The sequence below is a fragment of the Sphingobacterium cavernae genome (genome assembly GCF_008520265.1).
In the GTDB taxonomy this organism is placed as follows: Bacteria; Bacteroidota; Bacteroidia; order Sphingobacteriales; family Sphingobacteriaceae; genus Sphingobacterium; species Sphingobacterium cavernae.
The window spans coordinates 40892-62544 of the sequence record NZ_VIQM01000013.1 but is presented as its reverse complement, the minus strand read 5'-3'; the positions used below and the strand labels follow the sequence as shown (position 1 = coordinate 62544).

Below are 21653 nucleotides of genomic sequence, written 5' to 3'. Positions count from 1 at the left end.
ATAATGAATAAAGAGCAAGTATCAGAACATGTTAATTGTTTGATCATTGGGTCTGGACCTGCAGGATATACTGCGGCTATTTATGCAGCTCGTGCTGATTTGAAACCTATAGTATATACTGGAATCGTTCCTGGTGGTCAGTTGACACAAACTACTGAAGTAGATAATTTCCCAGGCTATCCAAATGGCATTACAGGACCAGAAATGATGGAAGATTTGAAAAATCAAGCTGAGCGTTTTGGTACACAAGTACGTTTTGGTTATGCTACGAAAGTTGATTTTTCACAAGATGGTGGAATTCACTATGTAGAAATTGACGGTAAAACCGTGATATCTGCGGATACTGTTATCATTTCCACTGGCGCGACAGCTAAATGGTTGGGCTTGGAATCAGAGCAAAAATATAACGGTTTTGGTGTGTCTGCTTGTGCTGTATGTGATGGATTCTTCTACAAAGGCCAAGATGTAGCGATAGTTGGGGCAGGAGATACGGCAGCAGAAGAGGCAACATATTTAGCGAAATTGTGTAATAAAGTCTATATGTTGGTTCGTCGTGATGAATTCAGAGCTTCAAAAGCGATGTATCACCGCGTGATGAATACACAAAATATTGAAGTATTGTACAACAGTGAAGCGGAAGAGATTCTAGGTGATGGTCAGGTCGTAACAGGTGTACGTGTGAAAAATAATAAAACGAATGAAACTCAAGACTTAGATGTAACAGGTTTCTTCGTAGCTATTGGTCATAAACCTAACACAGAGTTATTCCAAGGTATTTTGGATATGGACGAAACAGGCTATTTAATTACACAGCCAAATGTTACAGCTACAAATATCCCTGGTGTATTTGCTTGTGGTGATGTGCAAGATAATGTATATCGTCAAGCTATTACAGCAGCAGGGACAGGTTGTATGGCTGCATTAGAAGCTGAAAGATACTTAGCAGCAAAAGGAGATCACTAATCTTCTACGGCTTTTAAAAACAATAAACGCTCGGAATTTCCGAGCGTTATTGTTTTATCCTAACTTCTTCTTTTCTTTATTTGCTTTAACAAGTCGATAACTTATATAGAGTAATAACAACCAAACTGGTATTAATTCTACTGAAATCTTTAAATCGGTCAACCACATTAATCCTAATACACCGAATAAGAATATCAATGTCAAATAATTACTTATTGGGTAGAACAAACTTGGGAATTTCGTTTTTTCATTTGCTTTGCTTTTCTGTTTTTTAAAATGCAAATGTGTCCAACAAATCATAATCCAATTGATCACCAGCGACGAAACTACCAAAGACATTAGAATACCAAGTGCCTCTTCGGGCATAATTTTATTAATGATGATACATATACCTACCAAAGCAGCTGACACCATTAATGCCGTGATTGGCGCATGATTTTTGTTGAGTTTTTTCAAAAATTTAGGCGCATTTCCTTGTTCTGCTAATCCATAGAGCATTCTTGAATTGCTATATACACAACTATTGTATACGGACAAAGCCGCTGTTAATACTATTATGTTAAGAACATTAGCAATGAAACTCATGAAATCGTATGTCTTTCCTAATAGTGTAAAATGCTTGTCATTCAATATATCAAATACTTCTACAAAAGGACTTGTATTTGCCGTAATAGATCGCCAAGGCATCAATGAAAACAAAATGAACAATGCACCAACGTAGAAAATTAAAATACGAATAAGTACTTGATTCGTCGCTTTAGGGATATTTTTCTCTGGGTTTTCAGCTTCTGCTGCTGTGATGCCGACTAATTCAAGTCCGCCAAAAGAAAACATAATTATTACTAAAGCGGCTAAAAGACCTTGATAGGATCCATCAGCATTTTGTTCAAACCAACCTTTTGGAAAGAAGCCTCCATCATTCACTAAATTTTGAACTGTGGCGTGTTCGCCTTCAGCGCCAGATATCAATAAATAGGCACCAAAGATAATCATCGCAATGATTGCCGTTACTTTGATGATGGAAAACCAGAATTCTGTTTCGCCATAAACCTTTACAGAAGTTAGATTCAATGCGTTGATGACAACAAAAAAGAAAAGACTGGATGCCCAAAGTGGTATTTCAGGCCACCAAAACTGCACGTATACACCAATAGCAGTCAATTCGGCCATACTTACTAATATGTAAAGAATCCAATAATTCCATCCCGAAGCAAAACCTGCAAATGGTCCCCAATACTTGTTAGCGAAATAGGAGAAGCTACCGGACACAGGTTCATCAACAACCATTTCGCCCAATTGTCTTAAAATAAAGAAAGCAAAAATACCTGCAATAGCATACCCAAGTATCACGGATGGTCCAGCTAGTATAGCGGCCTTACCAATTCCTAAAAACAATCCTGTACCGACTGCACCCCCAATAGCGATTAATTGGATGTGCCTGTTGCTTAATCCTCTTTTTAATTGATTTTCTTTGTTTTCCTCCACCGTAAATGTTATTATTTAATCGTATTTATATTTTTAAATCCTATTATTTCATCCCAATATGTGCCTGGTTTTCGATAATATACCAGTATTTGGTATTCATTTTCTGTTTCAAAAAATGATCCTGCGTACAAATCTGTATTTATCTCAGTTCCGTTTTTTCGGATGTATTCATAATTATAAATGCCTTGTTTTAACAAATGCTTAGTTTCCCATTCACCACTTTCTGAATTATACTTGAGTTTATTTTCAATAGTGGTATTGAAATTATTAAATGCACCCACAAGGTAAATATCTCCTTTAATATTTGCAGAATCTTTTAGCGAAAAATGTGCAGAAATGTATTCACTTTCTAGTTCAGCATTATCGAAGTCTATATTTCGGATGAAAAACCGACCGTTTTCATCTGGTTTAAATTCATATTTTTCGTTAGATACTTTATCGTCATTATACAATTGTACGTTGATGACGGTGTCGCGTATTATATTCTGGATTGCTGATGAGGTACTTCGCATACTTCGTAAATCCAGCGTTCTAAATTCATTATTCCCTTTAAAATCTAGAGTAGAAGGTTGATTGTATGTGATTTTTTGAGGGCTAATTTGAGAAATATCTTTAAGAATCTTATAGTTATCAATACGCTGATTTTGGAAAGCATGGATTTGCATATTTACAGCTGGATTAATAATTTCTTGTTGCGAATTTACTGTAATATTTAACTTTTGATTTTTTGATTTTTGAGAAGAAATGGGAGAGGGTAGAATTTCTACATCCAAATTTACAGAAGCGTTTAAAACATAAACCCTCCTACTGAAAAGCAATCTAGCTTTGTCCGCATCTTCGTAAACTTTCAATAAAAAATTGCCAGCAACTTTAGGTCTACTGTTTTCATTTGGAAATACAAAAGAATAATGCGTATAAGGTGTTAATGTGTTTTTTGATGATTGAATCTCAAATATTCTATCTTCTTCATACCCAATCAAAGCATCTAATAGCGGTAATCGACTCGGAGACCAATCAGCATTGCAGTGCTCTACACTATAGTATAAAGCACGGTTATCCGCACGCAAATCGTCAAATGAAATCTTTAAAAATTCTTGATTTTGTAAATTAATTATAGGAAATACAGCTTCTTTATCGACATGATTCAACTGTACACTTTTTATGTATGAGCAATAATTTATATTGTCATAGATTAAAGTGTTTTTAACAGTTCGATTATCATCTTGTTTCTTCTTTGGCTTTTGCGCAAAAATATTTAAGCTACATAATAGAAATAACGCGCTTAATATAAATGATTTAGGTTGAATCATTTAACGTAGAAATAAGTTACTTCATTTGAACTATTTTATCAACGACGTATACCGTATTACCACGCCATGGCAATGCTCCTTTGTACTCTTTATAATGAAGATCGAAGAATTTACCGCTATTACTTTCTAATATACTGTAGATAGAATCGCTTTCTACAGAAAATACAAACTCATTACTAGTGACTACACCCGTACGGCTTCCACCGAAGCCTTCTTGGATAAGTTTGCCTTCATAAGTTTTAAAGAGATTTCCCTTTTTTACTGCGTAGTTTAAATATCCTGATTTAACGCCTTCGCCAAAGACAAAATAGTATTTCCAATATACGATGCCTCCAACGACTAAAAATGCTACTAAAACTAACCAACCTAAGAATGATTTCATTTTTGAACCTTTATTTTGTGTGTGTACCGATGAATCAGCCATAATTGAAGTAATTTTTGTATTTAAATATACTACAATGTTTCAATAATTAAGATACATCTTACGATAAATTTCTCTACTTGTCAGCATAAAAGTGCTTATAAAAGGAAAGCTCCATCCTAAGATGAAGCCCTCCATTATATACATTTACCTAAATGTTTACAAATTTACTATTTCTTCTTTGATTTTTTGTTGTGTATTTGAACTAATTGGAACTAATGGTAATCTCACGTAATCTTTTCCAAATCCAAGCTCTTGCAAGATATATTTTACACCACAAGGATTACTTTCTACAAAACATAAGTCAGTAATTTGCAGTAATTTATTATGGATTGGTCTAGCTTCTACATAATTGCCCTCTGCACATAAACGCGACAATGTAGAAACATATTTTGGATAAGCATTACCTATTACAGAGATAATTCCCATCGCACCTAAAGCCATCATTGGTAATGTAGCAGGATCATCTCCCGAAATTAATAAGAAATCAGCGGGCTTATCTCTCAATATTTCTGAGAATTGTGCAAAATTTCCTGAAGCTTCTTTAATCGCTACAATATTTTCAAAGTCATTAGCTAGACGCAAAGTCGTCTGTGCGGTCATATTTGAGCCTGTTCTTCCCGGGACATTATACAAAATAACTGGAAGTTTTGACGCTTCAGCTACTGCTTTGTAATGTTGGTAAATACCTTCTTGTGTCGGTTTATTGTAGTAAGGTGATACTGAAAGTATCGCGCAATAACCATCTGTATCAAAGTTTTTTATAGCTTCAATGATTTCCTGCGTATGATTTCCTCCTATACCAGCTACTAATGGTATTCTACCATTAACCTTATCCTTTGTAAATTTCCAAATCTTCTTCTTTTCCTCAGAGCTTAATGTAGCTGTCTCTCCTGTAGTTCCTAACGAAACTAAATAATTCATACCCTCTTCGATTTGAAACTCAATTAAATTTCCTAAAGTTTCAAAATCTACACTTCCATCTTCATTAAATGGTGTAACCAACGCTACACCTGCTCCTTGAATCTCCGTCATTTTGATTTTTAAATTTATTATATAAGTTATTCTTGATTAATCATTTGTAATAGTTCCTTTTCAGAAATTATAGGAACATTTAATTTTTCTGCTTTTGCTAATTTTGAAGGCCCCATCTTATCGCCAGCCACCAAATAATTCAGCTTTGCTGAAATGCTACTTATCATTTTTCCGCCGTGTGATTCGATCAATTCTGTTAATTGCTCACGCGAAAAATCAACAAACACACCAGAAATTAAAAAAGTTTTTCCAGCTAATCCATCACCAACAAGGATCACTTCTTTTTCTTCAATTTGAAATTGCAAACCATAGTTTTGAAGCTTATTTAGCTCATCTACATTATCTACATCTTGTAAATAAGTGTGTAAACTTTCGGCTATACGAATTCCAATATCTTGTACCGAAGCAATTTCTTCAATGCTCGCGGATTTAATATTATCTAAAGATTTGAAATGAAAAGCCAATTTCTTAGCTACAGTTTCACCTACATGGCGTATCCCTAAAGCAAATAATACTTTCTCAAAAGGCTTCGACTTTGATTCTTCAATACCTTTCAACATATTATCAATAGACTTTTGACCGAATCTTTCGATGTTGACCAATTGATCGCGTTTTTCTGCTAATGAATATAAATCCGAAATATGACGAACCAAATTCATGCGGTAAAGTGTCTCAATAGTCTCGTCACCGAGCCCCATAATGTCCATCATTTTACGCCCAATGTAATGCTGGATTTTACCTACAATTTGAGGCTTACAACCATTTTCATTTGGACAATAATGTACAGCTTCGCCTTCTTGTCGCACCAATTCGGTTTCACATTCTGGACAATGCGTAGGGTAGTGGATAGGAGTCGCATCTGCTAATCGTTTGTCAGGATTTGCAGCGATTATTTTTGGAATAATCTCACCACCTTTTTCAACAAAAACGGTGTCTCCTTCGTGTAATCCAAGACGTTCAATCTCGTTTGCATTATGTAGGGAAGCTCTTTTTACCGTTGTACCAGCGAGTAATACGGGTTTCAAATTTGCAACAGGGGTAACTGCACCTGTACGACCAACTTGGTAGCTTACACTCTCCAAAGTCGTTTCTACACGCTCGGCTTTAAATTTAAATGAAGTCGCCCAACGAGGTGATTTCGCTGTAAAACCCAGTTCTTCTTGGTAAGAGTAATCATTTACTTTGATTACAATTCCGTCGATATCGTAAGACAGTTCGTGACGTTTCACATCCCATGCATGCACAAAGTCTAACACTTCGTCAATATTTGCACATAATTTACTTTCTTCAGAAACAGGGAATCCCCATTCCTTTACTTTCGTTAGACTTTCCCAATGTGTAGAGAATAGCTTGTTTCTGTTTTCCAAATACAAGAAATATAAGAAACAGTCTAAAGGTCTTTTGGCAACTTCTGCTGAATCCTGTAATTTAATGGTACCCGAAGCAAAGTTCCTTGGATTCGCATAGGTTTGCTCGCCATTATCTTCACGCTCTTTATTCAGACGCAGAAAAGCTGATTTGTGCATAAAGATTTCACCGCGAATTTCAAATAATTCTGGGAAATCTGATTTTTTCAATTGATGCGGAATCTTACGTATAGTTTTGACATTTTGTGTCACATCATCTCCTTGCACACCGTCACCACGCGTGATGCCTTGCACTAATTTTCCATTCTCGTAAGTCAATGAAATAGAAAGTCCATCAAATTTTAATTCACACACATAATCTACCGGGTGTCCAATCGCTTTTTGCACGCGATTATCAAAATCCCGTAGCTCTTGTTCGTTGTATGTATTGCTCAGTGAGAGCATCGGCCAACGGTGTTTTACAGTTTTGAATTTGCTAGTAATGTCACCACCAACTTTCAATGTTGGCGAGTTTGGATCTCTATACTGAGGGAATTCGTTTTCTAATTTTTCAAGTTCTTTGAGTTTTATATCAAAGTCAAAATCCGAAATAGCGGAATTAGCCAGTACATAATATTGGTAATTATACTCGTTAAGTTCTGCTGTTAATTGTTCGATTCTTGCTTGAATATCTTGTGACATACGCGACGAAATTAATAAAATTAAAATGCTTAAAATAATTTAGAAACCAATATTTTATGAACTATAACTGCTAGGAGAATAGTGCGAAAATTGGATGTTCTATGAATTGAGTTGGGTTAAAAATTATTTGCTGATAAGTCAGTAAATTTTTGAATTTTATTCACATAAAAATCCCAAATAATGGATTTTTGATAGATGCCATTTTTGTTTTCTATTACAGAATATTTTTTACGTTTTTTAGAATTTCTAATGAAATTGATAAAAAAGTCTTGATGAGCACGACTTACAGCCCAGGCATCTTTGCCTTTTCCTTGTATAATAAAATGTATTAAGGCTAATAAATCCAGCCATAAACGGATAAAAATAACTACAAAAGCATTTGCAAGAGGTAAATTCTTCTGTAGCATAAAAAGATTATTTCTAAAATTTAGATACGTCTTTTTCGGATTGCTGGTATTTAGTGTCCCCCCACCAACATGATATACTGTACTTGTTGGACAATAGCCAATTTTGTAACCCAATTTTTTTAGGCGCCAACATAAATCAATTTCTTCCATGTGCGCGAAAAAATCGGCATCAAAACCTTGCGCTTCTTCCCAAGCAGATGATTTTATAAATAAAGCAGCGCCAGTGGCCCAGAAAATTTCCTTCTCAACATTATATTGACCTTGATCTTCTTCGGTGATATGGAGAATTCGTCCGCGACAAAATGGATAGCCTAAGGCATCTATATAGCCACCTGCTGCACCTGCATGTTCGAAATGTGTTTTCTTGTGGTAGGCAAGAATTTTAGGTTGGGCAGCGGCATAATTTTCACGCTCCATCATGTCGATTACGGGTTCAATCCAATTATCAATTACTTCTACATCAGAATTTAATAGCACGTAATAATCAGCTTCAACTTTTTCTAGAACTTTGTTATAGCCACCAGCAAAGCCATAGTTTTGATCATTTTCTATGACGCGGATGTGGGGATAAATTTCTTTGACAAAAGACATAGAATCATCCGTCGACGCATTGTCTCCAATGACGAATTCAATATTAGGATAAGTACTGTTGTAAACCGAAGGTAGAAATTTCTCCAAGAAATATTTACCGTTCCAGTTTAATATCACTATAGCTACTTTTGGGTAATGTGTCATGCCTTTTCTCTTCGCTGTCTTTTCCATCTATTATGCGTCCAAAGCCAATATTCGGGCTTTCTTCGAATTAATTCTTCTGTGTATTTGTTGTGAATATGCGTTATTTCAAACGGTTCATATGCAGAAGGATCTTCTACCAATGTAGTGAATTTTGAGTAATAATAGCCCCTTTTTTCTTTGGGTATGATTTCACAAAAAACTATTGGGTTATTTGTCATTTTTGAAATTCGCTCTGGACCAGTGTATACTAATGAATCTTGATTCAAAAATGTCAAGTAATAATCTGAATCTTGATATACTGGTGTCTGATCCGCTACGAAGACACTGAAATATGGAGAGTTTCTTAATCGTACAATGTGTCGTAATATTTGCTTCATAGGCACCATGGTGGCACCAAAACGGGTACGTATGCCGTTGTACACATCGTCAAAATCTTTATTATTGAGTGGTTTGTATATAACCAAGCGAGGAAAATCAGTCATAAATGACAAGCGATGAATTCCCCATTCCCAATTGCTATAATGAGAGGTGACACATATGATGCCTTTGCCGCTATCAAAATGTCTGTAAACTTCTTCGGTATTAATTAATTCAACTCTATCAATCACTTCTTGCTCCGTGATGCTCGCCATTTTAATTGCCTCAACGATAAGATCAGGGAATTTTTTGTAAAATTTCTTTGCAATGAGTTGAATTTCTTCTTCTTTTTTTTCGGGAAAAGAATTTCTTAAATTTTTAAAAACAACCTTCTTTCGGTACCCGAAGACGTGGTAAATAAGTACGTAAAGCACATCCGATAGGAGGTAGAGTAACCCAAAAGGTAATTTGGATAAACTCCAAAATGTATATCGAAGGATGCTTTTGCTCATTAACGTATCTTGCTTTTCTATGCTACAAATATCCTCAAATTAACTTATTTTTGCGGTAAATTTTAAGAAGTAAGTACAAATATGTCTAATTCAATCATTTTACCTGCGTGTTATCTTCCTCCAGTGCCTTATTTTCATGCAATTGCACGAAATGAAGGAAATATCATACTTGATAAACATGAGCATTTTCCAAAGCAAACTTTTCGTAATAGAACTGGAATAGCGACAGCAAATGGCATTTTGAATTTAGTTGTGCCTATTGATCATGGGCGCAAAATGCATATGCCTATGAAGGATGTCAAGATTAATTACGATCACGATTGGCAGCGTTTACATTGGTTGAGTATTCAGACAGCTTACCGCAGTTCGGCTTATTTTGAATATTATGAAGATGATTTTAAAGCGCTTTATGATACGAACTACGAATATTTGTTCGACTATAATGTTGCGCAGTTAGAATTAGTACTAAAATGTCTTAAGTTAAAACGTACAATAGAGTTTACAGAAAAATTTTCTAAGACTTATAATCAGCTAGATTTTCGTAATCTAATTCATCCCAAAAAAGAATCAGTTTACGTAAATCCTAAACCTTATTATCAAGTTTTTGAGGAAAGAACTGGATTTATTCCCAACGTAAGTATCATTGATTTAATTTTCAATCAAGGTCCGCAAAGTAAAAATTATTTGTAGTATATCTGCTATCACATTCTAAAACTTTTAGAGCCTGTTGTTGTTATGAGAATATAAAGCCTAAAAGTATTTTATGTCTAAATATTTAACACTTGTTATTTGCCTGATTTGCGCTGTGCAAATTTCTCATGCGCAAAAGGAAGCTGATACTATTCACTACCGTAAGGTTTATTATTTTGCAGGAACTGGACTTGCTTTACCAATAGGTAAAACTAAAGAAGTACTTTCTCCAAAATTATTCTCGGGAAGTATGGGTTTGGATATTTCCTTGAAAAATCCCAAGTATTATCTCTATCCAGCGTTGTACACATTTAATTTTGCTTACGATCAGAAGATTGCCGATAGTAAATATAATCATACAATTGAAAATGGTAATTCAAGTATCTATATGTTAAGTTTGGCAGGAGGCACTCGTAAACAAATGAAACGTTTGAATACCTATGTATATGCTGGTCCTAGTTTTGGATTGGTGAATGAACCACGTGCACAGCAAATTGGTACTACAGTCAAAATAGATTACAAACGTTCTTTTGCTATTGGAGGTAAATTGGGGATAGGTGCTGATTATAAATTCAAAAGTTTCTTTCTTGGTGGAGAAGTGGGCTATATGGGGCATTTCACAAGAATACAAGATCGCCCATTTCATGCTTTAACTGTATTGTTCGGCTTAAAATCGGATATAACTAGACTCAGCGACAAGGTCGTCGAAATTATTACACCGTCTTCAAACTAAAAGTCATTTGTTAAAAAATGTTAAAATAAAATATCTAAATAATAAAGTGAATGCTATACGCGTTTTATAAGTAGAAATTAATATTCATAATTTCATATTTAGGTTAATAATTGGTTTGGTAACCCCTGAAGCTCTCCGCTTCAGGGGTTTCTTTTTTATTTCCAATTATTCTTAATCTTGGCATATTATTTGATATTAAATATTTGAATATAAAATTTTCAATAATTTCATATTTAGGTTAATAATTGGTTTGGTAAACCCTGTACTCTCCGTACAGGGTTTTTTTATAATTCTTGTTTGCGGTAATAATACTTTTTATCTTCTTCCGTAATTTCACGCAACACTTTACAAGGGTTTCCGAAAGCGATTACATTTGATGGAATATCTTTGGTAACTACAGAACCCGAGCCTATTACAGTATTGTTTCCAATATTTACATTAGGATTTATCACGGTATTTCCTCCGATCCATACATTGTCGCCAATAGTTACGGGTAGTGCGTATTCCAATCCTGTATTTCTTATTTCGTGATGAATGGGGTGTCCTGCTGTATAAATCGCAACATTAGGTCCAAACATGACATTCTCGCCAATAGTTACAGGTGCGCAATCTAGAATTGTCAAATGATAGTTGGAAAAGAAATTATTTCCGATACTAATATTGAAGCCATAGTCACAATAAAAAGGTTGTTCTATACAGAATAATGCATCTGTATTTGCAAATAAACCTCTAATTAGCCCTTTTCGTTCTTTATAATTTTTGGGATCAATTTGATTGTATCTATAACAAGTGCGTTGCGCTTCAAGTCTCGCTTTTTGTAATTCTCTATCTGAAGCCATGTAAGGCTTTCCTGCTATCATCTTATCTTTTTCTGTCATGCTTTTTGTCTGTGCGTGAATATTCCATTAAGATAGCTAAAGTCATTTTTATTCCATTAATTTAAGTTAAGAATCCGCTATACATTTATATTAAGTATCTTTGTCAAATCATTAAAGTATGGATAAACACATTTCAAATAGGATTGGTGTCATCGGGAGTGGTAGTTGGGCGACGGCTATGATTAAGATGTTGACAGACAATCTATCAGAAAAAGATATATATTGGTGGGTTAGAAAGCAAGAGGATATCGATTACATTCAATCGTATAATCATAATCCAAGTTATTTGACTGCTGTCGAAATTAAAATACCTTTTGAAAACATTTCTTATGAAGTGAAGTTTGTATTTGATAGGAGTGATGTTGTCGTGTTAAATACACCTGCAGCTTATCTTAAAGATGCTTTGCAAGGTCTTACGGCAGATGATTTTAAAGACAAAATCATTGTTTCAGCCATAAAAGGCATTATTCCAGATGAAAATCAAATAATAGGTGAATACTTGACAAGCACGTACAATGTTCCCTTAGAAAATATAGTTGTAATTGGTGGTCCTTGCCATGCAGAAGAAGTTTCGCAAGAGAAGTTGTCGTATTTGACTTTTGGATGTAATACTATTGAAAATGCCGAAGCAGTTGCTTCATTCTACAAAAGCAGATACATCAATACCATTATTTCGGATGATATTTTGGGCATTGAGTATGGCGCTGTTTTAAAAAATATTTATGCTTTGGCAGGTGGAATTTGTCATGGCTTAGGTTTTGGAGATAATTTCCAAGCGGTATTGGTGTCGAATGCGATCCGCGAGATGGAGTATTTTGTAGAGGCTATAAATCCCGCTTCAAGAGACATTAATGCATCCGCGTATTTAGGCGACTTGTTGGTGACTGCTTATTCACAATTCAGCCGTAATCGAACTTTTGGTAATATGATTGGTAAAGGTTACAGCGTGAAATCAGCACAATTAGAAATGAATATGGTAGCAGAAGGTTATTATGCATCTAATTGTATACAGGGTATTATCGCGCGATATCAATTGGATATGCCGATTTGCCATATGGTGTACCAAATCCTGTATAATAATAGTCCAGCAATAAAAGAAGTTAACATATTAGCACAGAAATTGTCGTAAAAATCATGACAAAAGAACATATAGCAGCATCTTATCAGACAATACAAGACGAAATAACAAAAGCGCTTGAAGAATTAGATGGAGGAGCGAAATTCCAAGAAGAGATTTGGGAACGCCAAGGCGGAGGTGGCGGAAGAACTCGAATTATTCAAAATGGTAACATTTTAGAAAAAGGGGGCGTAAATTTTTCTGCTGTTCACGGAAAGTTGCCAGAACCGATAAAAAAGGCCTTTGGTGTAGATGAGGATGATTTTTTCGCGACTGGAGTTTCTATCGTTATACACCCGAATAATCCGCATGTGCCTATTATTCACATGAATATTCGTTATTTTGAGTTGAATGAGCAGATTCGTTGGTTCGGAGGTGGTATTGATTTGACACCGCATTATGTCGTGGAAGATGACGCAGCATTTTTCCATCAACAACTTAAAAATGTGTGTGATAAGCACAAAGAAACATTCTACGCTGAGTTTAAGACATGGGCTGATAATTACTTCTTTATTAAACACAGAAACGAAACACGTGGTATTGGTGGTGTATTTTATGATAAATTAACTCCCGAAAAAACAGGCTTGAGCTATGAAGAAATTTTTAATTTCTCATGTGATTTGGGAAGAGCTTTTGCACCAACATATATTGAGTTAGTTAATAAACATCGTCATCAATCTTTCACACAGCGTGAAAAAGATTGGCAATTGTTGCGTCGCGGACGTTATGTAGAATTTAACTTAGTTTACGATTCAGGGACTAAATTTGGATTGGAAACCAATGGACGTATTGAATCGATTTTGATGAGCTTACCAGCGCAAGCGAATTGGTTTTATGACTTCAAAGCAGAACCAGGATCAGAAGAGCAAAAAACTTTAGATTTGCTGAAGAAAGGTATTCAGTGGGTATAATTATCAATTATTAATGATAAATTTTAATCGTTTCAAACTAGATAATGGTTTGACAGTTTTGGTTCATGAAGACCATACTACGGCTATGGCGGTGGTGAATATTCTATATAAAGTAGGGGCTCGCGATGAATCGCCTGATCAAACAGGATTTGCCCATTTGTTTGAGCATTTGATGTTTGGAGGTTCGGTTAATATTCCGAATTACGATGCGCCGTTGCAATCTGTCGGCGGTGAAAATAATGCATTTACAAGTAACGATATTACCAATTACTACATCACTCTTCCTTCGGATAATCTTGAAACAGCATTTTGGTTGGAAAGTGATAGAATGTTAAGTTTAGCTTTCAGTGATCAGAGTTTAGAAGTTCAGCGTCAAGTAGTTTGTGAGGAGTTTAAGCAACGTTATCTGAATCAGCCTTACGGAGATGTATATTTAAAATTACGACCACTAGCTTATAAGGTTCATCCTTATCGATGGGCAACGATTGGTAAGGAATTGAAACATATTGAGGATGCAAAAATGGAAGATGTTAAAGCATTTTTCCATAAATTCTATACCCCTCAAAATGCTATTATGGTCGTAGCTGGTGATGTAACTTTGGAAGAAGTGAAAGCACTATCTGAAAAATGGTTTGCAGATATTCCGGCAGGAAATGCGTACGAAAGAAATCTGCCGCAAGAACCAAAACAAGAGGAGGCGCGTCAAGAAATCGTAGAGGCCGATGTACCTGTAGATGCTATTTATATTGCATTTCATGGAGTTGAGCGTTTGTCTCCAGATTACTATACCACTGATTTGATTTCTGATTTGCTATCTCGGGGTTCATCTTCGCGCTTGTATCGTTCTTTGGTAAAAGAAAATCAACACTTTAGTGAGATTAATGCATATATGATGGGCAGCATAGATACCAATATGTTTGTGGTTGAAGGCAAACCTTTAGCTGGTGTTCCATTAGAGGAAGCTGAGCAACATATTTGGAAGGAGCTAGAGAAAATTAAATCCGAAAAAGTAGAAGAATCAGAACTTCAAAAGGTTAAGAATAAAGTAGAATCGACGATGCTTTTTGCGGAATTATCTATTTTGGATAAAGCGATGAATTTAGCATTTTTTGAAATGCTAAGTCAGGCGGAAGATTATAATCAAGAAGTCGCAAAATACGCAGCAGTGACAGCTGAAGATGTCCAACGTGTAGCTAAGGAGCTGTTTTCGAAAGAAAATTCTTCCACACTTTTTTACAAATCAAAAGAGAAGGAAAATGCAGAATAGAACGATAGCACCTGATTTCAAAGAGATAAAAGGTATTAACCTTGTGGAGCCAGAAAAGTTGGTTTATCCGAATGGCTTGAAAACTTTTATTTTCCAGGCTCCTGATTTGGATTTAATAAAATTGGAATTCACTTTTGATAATATTTTATTGAAAGAGCAATTAGCGATTTTAAATCCTGTACTTTCTTCGATGCTCAAAGAAGGAACCAAAACGTTGACATCGAAAGAAATCGCGGACACGGTTGATTTTTATGGAGCTTATTTAATGCCAGAATACAGTTTTGACCAAAGTTCCTTGACGGTGTACACGATGCATAAATACGTAGATAAGGTATTACCGATTCTAGCTGATATTTTGCAAAATTCCATTATTCCTCAATCGGAGTTGGACACAAATATTCGAAACAATAAGCAATCGTTGCAAATATCATTGCAAAAAAATGATGTGCTTGCAAGACGCAATTTTTATAAAGAGGTTTTTCAAGGTACGCGATATGGTGTTCTTCCTACAGAAGAAATTTATGATTCAATTTCACGTGATGCTATTTTAGCATTATATCGTCGACAAATACAACCGTCAAATTGTAACTTGTTTGTTGCGGGAAATGTTGATGATAAAATCAAAAATTTGATTTCAACGTTTTTTGGTAGAGAATGGGAGAATAAAGAAGAGCTCTACAAGCCTGCTAGACTAGAGTTTGGTTCTTACACTACAGAATTGTACATCGAAGAGAAACCTGATGCTTTGCAATCCGCTGTACGCTTAGGCGGTTTAACTATCAATCGTAGAGATGCTGATTTTCCAGCTTTACAATTTGTAAATACATTATTTGGAGGCTTTTTTGGTTCACGACTAATGCGTAATATTCGTGAAGAAAAGGGATATACGTATAGCATTGGATCGTATATCGGAAATCTGAGGCATACAGGCTTTATTACCATAGCTTCGGAAGTGGGAGTTGATGTGACGAAGCAGACGCTCGCTGAAATTCAGAAAGAATTTGAAATATTGCGCCAAGAAAAAACTTCGGAAGACGAAATTGGATTGGTGAGAAATTACATGCAAGGGATGTTGTTGGGCAGTCTGGAAAGCATATTTTCACATGTAGATAAATTTAAAGCAGTTTATTTTTCAGGTTTAGATAATGATTATTACAGTTATTATTCTGATGTAATCAAAAATATGGATGCTAGCAAAGTTCAAGATATTGCAATCCGTTATTTCGATTACGATAAATTATTTAAAGTAGTAGTTGGGAAGATTTAGAAAACAAAATATTAAATCAGAAAGCTCAATGATTAATTTCATTGAGCTTTCTGATTTAATAGAGTAGGAAAGGAGAAATTTCGGTTTGCCACTCTTCAATTCCTTCCTTTGTATTTATATTATGTTGTTTTAGATAATTAAAAGCATTTGGAATTCCTAAAAGCTTATCTAAATGCCGGCTTCCAGTAGGATTTGCGTTTGTACAATAGTTTCGTTCGGTGAGTTTATCAGGGAATAATCGATAAATCAGTTGGATTAAATCAATAAAATACTGTACAGAATGAAATGTCTGTGGATTATTAGGAATAACTCTTAGTCCATGACACACTTCTCCTGCAAAAGGACTTATTTCGGGTGTGTAATGTACAATTTCTAAAGTAGCTTCAGTTAATTCTGCACTAGCTGAATTGTAAAGTAAATCGGCATCAATCCAAGGCGCACCAAATTGCGCAAATGGAAATTCAGTACCACGTCCTTCATTGATATTTAAGCCTTCGAAAAGACATGCTCCTGCATAAGTATAAATTGTTTCTCTTTTTTGGATAGCAGGTGAAGTTGGAAAAAATGTATATCCGGTATTTTCAGATCTATTCCAATTTTGCATTTGTAAGATTTGCAAATCAAGATTAGGATAATAAATAGCCTTAAAATATTGTGCTAATTCTCCAAAAGTACAGTGATGTGTAATGGGCATGTTGAACCTTCCGATGAAAGAGCTACACGATTCGTTCAAAAATGGACCTTCAGCAAACTTAATAGCATGAGCCATTGGATTTGGACGATCTAAAAGTATTACTGGTTTTTTATACTTTTCACAGCTTTCTAAGACATAAGTCATCGTCCACAAGTAAGTGTAGAAACGCGCACCAATGTCCGGTAAATCTATTAGTATTATATCGATTTCTTCTAAATCATTTGCTGTAGGCGCAAGTTTTTCACTGTAGAGGCTTACAATAGGAATATTAGTTTTTGAGTCAATTTGGTGATTAATATAAGCACCATCTTCTCCTTTTGTATCAAACCCATGTTCGGGCGCAAACAATTTTACAATTCTCAAGTCTGCTTCTTTTAACGCTATTCTGCTATGTAAACCGTTGCTGGTCAATGATGCAGCATTACATACTAGACCAATTCGTGCGTGTTGATAATTTTTAGCTTGTAATATTAGTACATCTATGCCAAAAAGTACGGTAGATTTCATCTCCGAAAATAGCAAATTACATGTGAAAATAAGACAGTCTAATTTTTAGCTGGTGGAATATTGACCTTTTTATACTGTTTAGGGCTGGTGTCGGTTACACTTTTGAATATTTTATGGAAATTTACAAAGCTATTAAAACCACTCTCGAAACTAATTTCTTTTAGATTCATATCGGAAGATTTCAGTAGTCTACAAGCATGAGAAACACGAAGTTCTGAGACAAATTGAATGGGCGTTTTTCCTGTTTTCTGTTTGAAATAACGGCAAAATGAATTTTTTGTCATTTTTGCTAAATCTGCCAGCGCATCCAACTCAACTTTACTTCGATAATTGTCTTTGATGTAATTTATTACATCGTTCATTCTTTTGTTATCAGATGAATGGTTGAAAACCTCATAATTCTCACTGATTAATAGTTTTGGATTGTTTTTCTGAAAATAATAAAGTGATTCAATCAGCTTTGTGATTTTTAGAATGTCCGACTGTTCACTTACATTATAAAAAAGGCTGGTAAATATTGAAGAACACTGTTCGAGATACAACGCTCTAGAAGAGTTTAGTATTAAATTTTGAAGATTCTTTGTTTCTTGGAGTTGAAAAAAATCATTTCCAAGGAAATTAGGTTTAAAATGAATAACTATACAATCAATTGGATTATGCTCATTTAAATAGTCATCGTCAAATAACCAATAATGCGGTATATTAGGACCAATGAGTACGCAACTGTTTTCGGCAATACTTTGAATACAATCACCAACAAATAAAGTTCCTGTGCCTTTAGCCAAATAGATAAATTCAATCTCTTCGTGATAATGCCAAATGTTATGATTTTGAGGGTATGTATCCCTTCGCACATGAAGACTTTTGTGATAACTATCTGTTAAGCTCAATTTTTTCATAGTGATAGCCTAAATTTACTTGGTTATTCTTTGATCTTTTAAAACTACTAATTATTTGGGTAATATAGTTTATGTATTTGGTAAATTGGTTAATGCAAGTTTAAATGTTTACTAGTAAATTTACTTAATCAATTATAGACATCATTATGAGTAGAAAAGATCAATACACCTTTGCAATTATATTAATCACATCTTTATTCTTTTTTTGGGGTTTCATACATAACCTTGACCCTATTTTAATTAAACATTTGCGAAGTGCATTTAGCCTATCCCATTTTCAGGCATCGATGGTGGATTCTGCTGTGTTTTTTGCTTACTTTCTGTTGGCAATTCCGGCAGGTCTAATCATGCAGAAGTATGGCTACAAAGCAGGGATTTTGGTAGGGTTAAGTTTATTTGCACTTGGATGTTTTTTATTTATCCCAGCCGCAAACACTGTTAGTTATACTTTCTTTTTGACAGCATTATTTATTTTGTCGTGCGGATTGACCATTTTGGAGACTGCCGCTAATCCCTATATTACTGTCTTGGGAGACCCTGCAAAAGCGACACAGCGCCTGAATTTTGCACAATCATTCAATGGTCTTGCTGCATCCTTAGCACCAATTGTGGGCGGAATATTTATTTTGGCAGAGGAGCCAAAATCTGCAGAAGAACTAGCGCAGATGACAGATGTTGCAAAGGAAGCATATATTCAAGCAGAGACTGCATTGGTTAAAGGACCTTATTTGGTTTTAGGTATAATCATTTTGATTGTAGCGGTATTATTCTTTTTAACTAAGTTGCCTGATATAAAAGAGGAAGAATCAGATACTAAAGCCGGTTTTTTCAGTAGTCTACGTCATATAAATGTTCGTTGGGGAATTGTTGCACAATTTTTCTATGTGGGTGCACAAGTATATGTATTCAGTTTCTTATTAGTCTTTGCGGAAGATGCACTAGCTATGGCTGGCCAAGATGCCAAATACTATGCTGGGCTTGCCGGATTGCTGTTTATGATTGGACGTTTTGTTGGTACATTTTTTATGCGCTTTGTCGCACCATACAAATTACTGATGTTTTATAGCTTATGTTCGATGTTATTATGTCTTGTCGTGATTTTTGATTCAGGGATGATAACACTATATGCTTTGGTAGGTATCACATTTTTTATGTCAATAATGTTTCCAACAATATTTGCGATCGGTATACAAGGTGTAGGCCGTGATACAAAATCAGCTTCAAGTTTTATTATTATGTCCATAGTTGGTGGAGCGATTATTCCTCCTCTGGCAAGTGTTGTAACTGATAATACAGGTAATATTCATTTGTCGTATAGTGTTGTATTTATATGTTTTGTTGTTATATTATTATTTGGATGGTATACACGAAATGTACAGGCTATTAAAAATTAAATAAATAATGAAAAAATATGTATTAGCATTGGATTTGATTGACGATGTAGAGCTGATAGCTGAATACGATAATTACCATAAAGAAATATGGCCTGAAATTAAAAAGTCCATATTGGATTCAGGTATTATAAATATGGAGATTTACCGTTTTGGTAATAGGTTGTGCATGTTGATGGAGACTGAAGATGGTTTTAGTTTTGAAAATAAAGGAAAAATGGACGCAGGAAACGCTAAAGTGCAGGAATGGGAAAATTTGATGTGGAAATATCAACAGGCTATTCCTGGGGCAAAAGCTGGTGAGAAATGGGTCATAATGGATAAAATATTTCAATTGTAATAATGGAAAGAGATAGGTTGCATTTTTTGCAGATACACCCTAAAGATAATGTATTAGTCGCATTGCGCGATTTAAAAGCAGGAGAGAAAATAGATTTCAATGGAATCAGTGTGTTGTTGCAAGAAGATATTAAAGCAAAACATAAATTTACGTTTTTTAACTGTGCGAAAGATCAAGAAATCTACATGTATGGCGTTTTAGTGGGAAAATTAAATTACGCTTTGCCCACAGGAAGTCTGATTAATGTAGATAATTTACGTCATGCTGCGGATGATTTTAAATTGGGTGAGCGCAAGTTGGATTGGCAGCAACCCGATGTTTCGGCATTTAAAAACAGAACTTTCCAAGGTTTTCACCGCTCCAACGGAAAAGTTGGGACAGCAAATCATTGGTTAGTTATACCATTAGTTTTCTGTGAAAATAGAAATGTCTTGACTTTAAAGTCGGCTTTGGAAGAGAAGTTGGGATATAAAGTTCAAAGTAAAGACTATTCAAACGAAGTAGATGTTTTATTAGAAAAATATAAAGCTGGTGCCTCAATTGATGAATTACTACAGTTAGATTTAACATCTTCTACTATCACCCAAAAATCAAATAAACCATTTGAAAATGTGGATGGTGTTAAGTTTTTAAATCACGATATGGGATGTGGTGGTACACGCATGGATTCTGACGCTCTATGCGGTCTTTTGGCTGGATATGTCACGCATCCCAATGTAGCGGGTGCTACAATTTTAAGTTTAGGATGTCAACATGCGCAAGCTTCGATATTGAAAGCTGAAATTGCGAAACGCGATCCGAACTTTAACAAACCATTGTATATTTTCGAACAACAAAAAGAAGGAACTGAAGCTGAATTGATGCAAAAAGCTATTAAAGCTACATTTGCAGGTCTAGCGCAAGCCAATACACAAACTCGTCAACCGGCTACGTTAGATAAATTGTGTATAGGGTTGGAATGCGGTGGGTCGGATGGCTTTTCGGGTATTTCTGCAAATCCTGCTCTAGGTTATGTTTCAGACATTATTGTGTCGTTAGGCGGTTCAGTGATTTTAGCTGAATTCCCCGAGCTTTGTGGAGTGGAACAAGAATTAAGTGATAGATGCATAGATGAAAATACAGCCGAACGTTTTATGCACCTCATGAAAACCTATAATGCTAAGGCTGAAGCTGATGGATCGGGTTTCTATATGAATCCATCTCCTGGAAATATTCGTGATGGCTTGATTACGGATGCGATAAAGTCAGCAGGTGCGGCAAAAAAGGGCGGAACTTCTCCAGTTAAAGCTGTTGTTGATTACCCCGAGCTAGCGGACAGTCCTGGTCTAAACTTATTGTGTACGCCTGGTAACGATGTGGAAAGTACCACAGCTGAAGTTGCCGCTGGTGCGAATATTGTCTTATTTACAACAGGTTTGGGAACACCCACCGGGAATCCAATTACACCAGTTATTAAGTTGTCAACAAATACTGCTATTTATGAGCGTATGCCTGATATTATTGACATCAACTGTGGTACTATAATCGATGGACAAGAAACAATTGAGGAAGCGGCACATCGTATTCTTGAATATGTAATCGAAGTTGCAAGTGGCAATGAAATTCCTAAAGCGGTGAGATTGGGGCAGGATGATTTTATTCCGTGGAGAAGAGGTGTTTCACTTTAAAGGGTCTTCTTAATGAATA

At 35.3% G+C, this 21653-nt stretch carries 20 protein-coding genes; 10 read left to right on the top strand and 10 right to left on the bottom strand.

Annotation, left to right across the window (positions count from 1 at the left end):
• Positions 1 to 3 precede the first annotated feature (3 nt).
• Entirely contained in the window at positions 4 to 963 is a 960-nt protein-coding gene (gene trxB, locus FLS47_RS01615; RefSeq protein ID WP_149912651.1) for a thioredoxin-disulfide reductase, read from the top strand.
• Positions 964 to 1017: 54 nt separating this feature from the next.
• Here trxB and FLS47_RS01610 read toward each other — a convergent pair whose 3' ends face one another.
• The 7 genes from FLS47_RS01610 to FLS47_RS01580 form a co-directional block, all read right to left on the bottom strand.
• Positions 1018 to 2448 carry an amino acid permease gene (locus FLS47_RS01610; protein ID WP_149912650.1) on the bottom strand — a complete coding sequence of 477 codons (1431 nt, stop codon included), beginning with the start codon at positions 2446 to 2448 and terminating at the stop codon, positions 1018 to 1020.
• A gap of 11 nt (positions 2449 to 2459) precedes the next feature.
• The gene (locus tag FLS47_RS01605; RefSeq protein ID WP_149912649.1) at positions 2460 to 3758 is read right to left on the bottom strand and encodes a type IX secretion system plug protein; all 1299 of its coding nucleotides are present in this window, start codon (positions 3756 to 3758) and stop codon (positions 2460 to 2462) included.
• A gap of 16 nt (positions 3759 to 3774) precedes the next feature.
• A complete protein-coding gene (locus FLS47_RS01600) occupies positions 3775 to 4182 on the bottom strand; it encodes a hypothetical protein (protein ID WP_223225083.1) in 408 nt (135 codons plus the stop codon).
• A 156-nt stretch (positions 4183 to 4338) separates the two neighbouring features.
• The gene (dapA, locus tag FLS47_RS01595; protein ID WP_149912648.1) at positions 4339 to 5214 is read right to left on the bottom strand and encodes a 4-hydroxy-tetrahydrodipicolinate synthase; all 876 of its coding nucleotides are present in this window, start codon (positions 5212 to 5214) and stop codon (positions 4339 to 4341) included.
• Between the two features lie 26 nt (positions 5215 to 5240).
• The gene (ligA, locus tag FLS47_RS01590; protein WP_149912647.1) at positions 5241 to 7262 is read right to left on the bottom strand and encodes an NAD-dependent DNA ligase LigA; all 2022 of its coding nucleotides are present in this window, start codon (positions 7260 to 7262) and stop codon (positions 5241 to 5243) included.
• 116 nt (positions 7263 to 7378) lie between these two features.
• A complete protein-coding gene (locus FLS47_RS01585; protein ID WP_223225082.1) occupies positions 7379 to 8431 on the bottom strand; it encodes a glycosyltransferase family 2 protein in 1053 nt (350 codons plus the stop codon).
• Positions 8401 to 9273 (bottom strand): lysophospholipid acyltransferase family protein, encoded by an 873-nt coding sequence (locus FLS47_RS01580; protein ID WP_149912646.1) that lies wholly within the window; start codon positions 9271 to 9273, stop codon positions 8401 to 8403. Before FLS47_RS01580 ends, FLS47_RS01585 begins: the two co-directional genes overlap by 31 nt.
• 81 nt (positions 9274 to 9354) lie before the next feature.
• On the opposite strand from FLS47_RS01580, the gene FLS47_RS01575 reads away from it, so the two are divergent.
• Positions 9355 to 9963: a WbqC family protein gene (locus FLS47_RS01575; RefSeq protein WP_149912645.1), complete on the top strand. Its 609-nt coding sequence runs from the start codon at positions 9355 to 9357 to the stop codon at positions 9961 to 9963.
• 73 nt (positions 9964 to 10036) lie between these two features.
• Positions 10037 to 10696 (top strand): hypothetical protein, encoded by a 660-nt coding sequence (locus tag FLS47_RS01570; protein WP_149912644.1) that lies wholly within the window; start codon positions 10037 to 10039, stop codon positions 10694 to 10696.
• A 284-nt stretch (positions 10697 to 10980) separates the two neighbouring features.
• Here FLS47_RS01570 and FLS47_RS01565 read toward each other — a convergent pair whose 3' ends face one another.
• A complete protein-coding gene (locus FLS47_RS01565) occupies positions 10981 to 11574 on the bottom strand; it encodes a sugar O-acetyltransferase (RefSeq protein ID WP_149912643.1) in 594 nt (197 codons plus the stop codon).
• 118 nt (positions 11575 to 11692) lie between these two features.
• On the opposite strand from FLS47_RS01565, the gene FLS47_RS01560 reads away from it, so the two are divergent.
• The 4 genes from FLS47_RS01560 to FLS47_RS01545 are packed head-to-tail and all read left to right on the top strand — an operon-like array spanning position 11693 to position 16136.
• A complete protein-coding gene (locus FLS47_RS01560; RefSeq protein WP_188347328.1) occupies positions 11693 to 12703 on the top strand; it encodes an NAD(P)H-dependent glycerol-3-phosphate dehydrogenase in 1011 nt (336 codons plus the stop codon).
• 2 nt (positions 12704 to 12705) lie between these two features.
• Complete coding sequence (gene hemF / locus FLS47_RS01555; RefSeq protein WP_149912642.1) at positions 12706 to 13602, top strand: oxygen-dependent coproporphyrinogen oxidase; 897 nt, start codon at positions 12706 to 12708, stop codon at positions 13600 to 13602.
• A gap of 13 nt (positions 13603 to 13615) precedes the next feature.
• Positions 13616 to 14869, top strand: a complete 1254-nt coding sequence (locus FLS47_RS01550; RefSeq protein ID WP_149912641.1) for a M16 family metallopeptidase — start codon at positions 13616 to 13618, stop codon at positions 14867 to 14869.
• Positions 14859 to 16136: a M16 family metallopeptidase gene (locus tag FLS47_RS01545; RefSeq protein WP_149912640.1), complete on the top strand. Its 1278-nt coding sequence runs from the start codon at positions 14859 to 14861 to the stop codon at positions 16134 to 16136. Before FLS47_RS01550 ends, FLS47_RS01545 begins: the two co-directional genes overlap by 11 nt.
• A 55-nt stretch (positions 16137 to 16191) precedes the next feature.
• Here the strand turns inward: FLS47_RS01545 and FLS47_RS01540 are convergent, their stop codons facing one another.
• On the bottom strand, positions 16192 to 17337 hold the full coding sequence (locus FLS47_RS01540; protein ID WP_149912639.1) for an exo-beta-N-acetylmuramidase NamZ family protein: 1146 nt from the start codon (positions 17335 to 17337) through the stop codon (positions 16192 to 16194).
• Between the two features lie 38 nt (positions 17338 to 17375).
• Positions 17376 to 18236, bottom strand: a complete 861-nt coding sequence (locus FLS47_RS01535) for an AraC family transcriptional regulator (RefSeq protein ID WP_149912638.1) — start codon at positions 18234 to 18236, stop codon at positions 17376 to 17378.
• 146 nt (positions 18237 to 18382) lie between these two features.
• Here FLS47_RS01535 and fucP point away from each other — a divergent pair, with 146 nt between their 5' ends.
• The 3 genes from fucP to FLS47_RS01520 are packed head-to-tail and all read left to right on the top strand — an operon-like array spanning position 18383 to position 21634.
• Positions 18383 to 19630, top strand: a complete 1248-nt coding sequence (gene fucP, locus FLS47_RS01530) for an L-fucose:H+ symporter permease (RefSeq protein ID WP_149912637.1) — start codon at positions 18383 to 18385, stop codon at positions 19628 to 19630.
• A 7-nt stretch (positions 19631 to 19637) separates the two neighbouring features.
• The gene (locus FLS47_RS01525; protein ID WP_149912636.1) at positions 19638 to 19967 is read left to right on the top strand and encodes an L-rhamnose mutarotase; all 330 of its coding nucleotides are present in this window, start codon (positions 19638 to 19640) and stop codon (positions 19965 to 19967) included.
• Between the two features lie 2 nt (positions 19968 to 19969).
• Positions 19970 to 21634: a UxaA family hydrolase gene (locus FLS47_RS01520; RefSeq protein ID WP_149912635.1), complete on the top strand. Its 1665-nt coding sequence runs from the start codon at positions 19970 to 19972 to the stop codon at positions 21632 to 21634.
• The last annotated feature ends 19 nt before the right edge of the window (positions 21635 to 21653 follow it).

Bases quoted from the DNA above. Each gene is read 5' to 3' on its own strand.
- FLS47_RS01575 (WP_149912645.1), top strand. From the start codon at position 9,355: ATGTCTAATTCAATCATTTTACCTGCGTGTTATCTTCCTCCAGTGCCT.
- FLS47_RS01560 (WP_188347328.1), top strand. From the start codon at position 11,693: ATGGATAAACACATTTCAAATAGGATTGGTGTCATCGGGAGTGGTAGT.
- FLS47_RS01520 (WP_149912635.1), top strand. From the start codon at position 19,970: ATGGAAAGAGATAGGTTGCATTTTTTGCAGATACACCCTAAAGATAAT.
- FLS47_RS01580 (WP_149912646.1), bottom strand. From the start codon at position 9,273: ATGAGCAAAAGCATCCTTCGATATACATTTTGGAGTTTATCCAAATTA.
- FLS47_RS01535 (WP_149912638.1), bottom strand. From the start codon at position 18,236: ATGAAAAAATTGAGCTTAACAGATAGTTATCACAAAAGTCTTCATGTG.
- fucP (WP_149912637.1), top strand. From the start codon at position 18,383: ATGAGTAGAAAAGATCAATACACCTTTGCAATTATATTAATCACATCT.
- FLS47_RS01540 (WP_149912639.1), bottom strand. From the start codon at position 17,337: ATGAAATCTACCGTACTTTTTGGCATAGATGTACTAATATTACAAGCT.
- FLS47_RS01525 (WP_149912636.1), top strand. From the start codon at position 19,638: ATGAAAAAATATGTATTAGCATTGGATTTGATTGACGATGTAGAGCTG.
- FLS47_RS01545 (WP_149912640.1), top strand. From the start codon at position 14,859: ATGCAGAATAGAACGATAGCACCTGATTTCAAAGAGATAAAAGGTATT.
- ligA (WP_149912647.1), bottom strand. From the start codon at position 7,262: ATGTCACAAGATATTCAAGCAAGAATCGAACAATTAACAGCAGAACTT.
- FLS47_RS01565 (WP_149912643.1), bottom strand. From the start codon at position 11,574: ATGACAGAAAAAGATAAGATGATAGCAGGAAAGCCTTACATGGCTTCA.
- trxB (WP_149912651.1), top strand. From the start codon at position 4: ATGAATAAAGAGCAAGTATCAGAACATGTTAATTGTTTGATCATTGGG.
- dapA (WP_149912648.1), bottom strand. From the start codon at position 5,214: ATGACGGAGATTCAAGGAGCAGGTGTAGCGTTGGTTACACCATTTAAT.
- FLS47_RS01585 (WP_223225082.1), bottom strand. From the start codon at position 8,431: ATGGAAAAGACAGCGAAGAGAAAAGGCATGACACATTACCCAAAAGTA.
- FLS47_RS01570 (WP_149912644.1), top strand. From the start codon at position 10,037: ATGTCTAAATATTTAACACTTGTTATTTGCCTGATTTGCGCTGTGCAA.
- FLS47_RS01605 (WP_149912649.1), bottom strand. From the start codon at position 3,758: ATGATTCAACCTAAATCATTTATATTAAGCGCGTTATTTCTATTATGT.
- FLS47_RS01600 (WP_223225083.1), bottom strand. From the start codon at position 4,182: ATGGCTGATTCATCGGTACACACACAAAATAAAGGTTCAAAAATGAAA.
- FLS47_RS01550 (WP_149912641.1), top strand. From the start codon at position 13,616: ATGATAAATTTTAATCGTTTCAAACTAGATAATGGTTTGACAGTTTTG.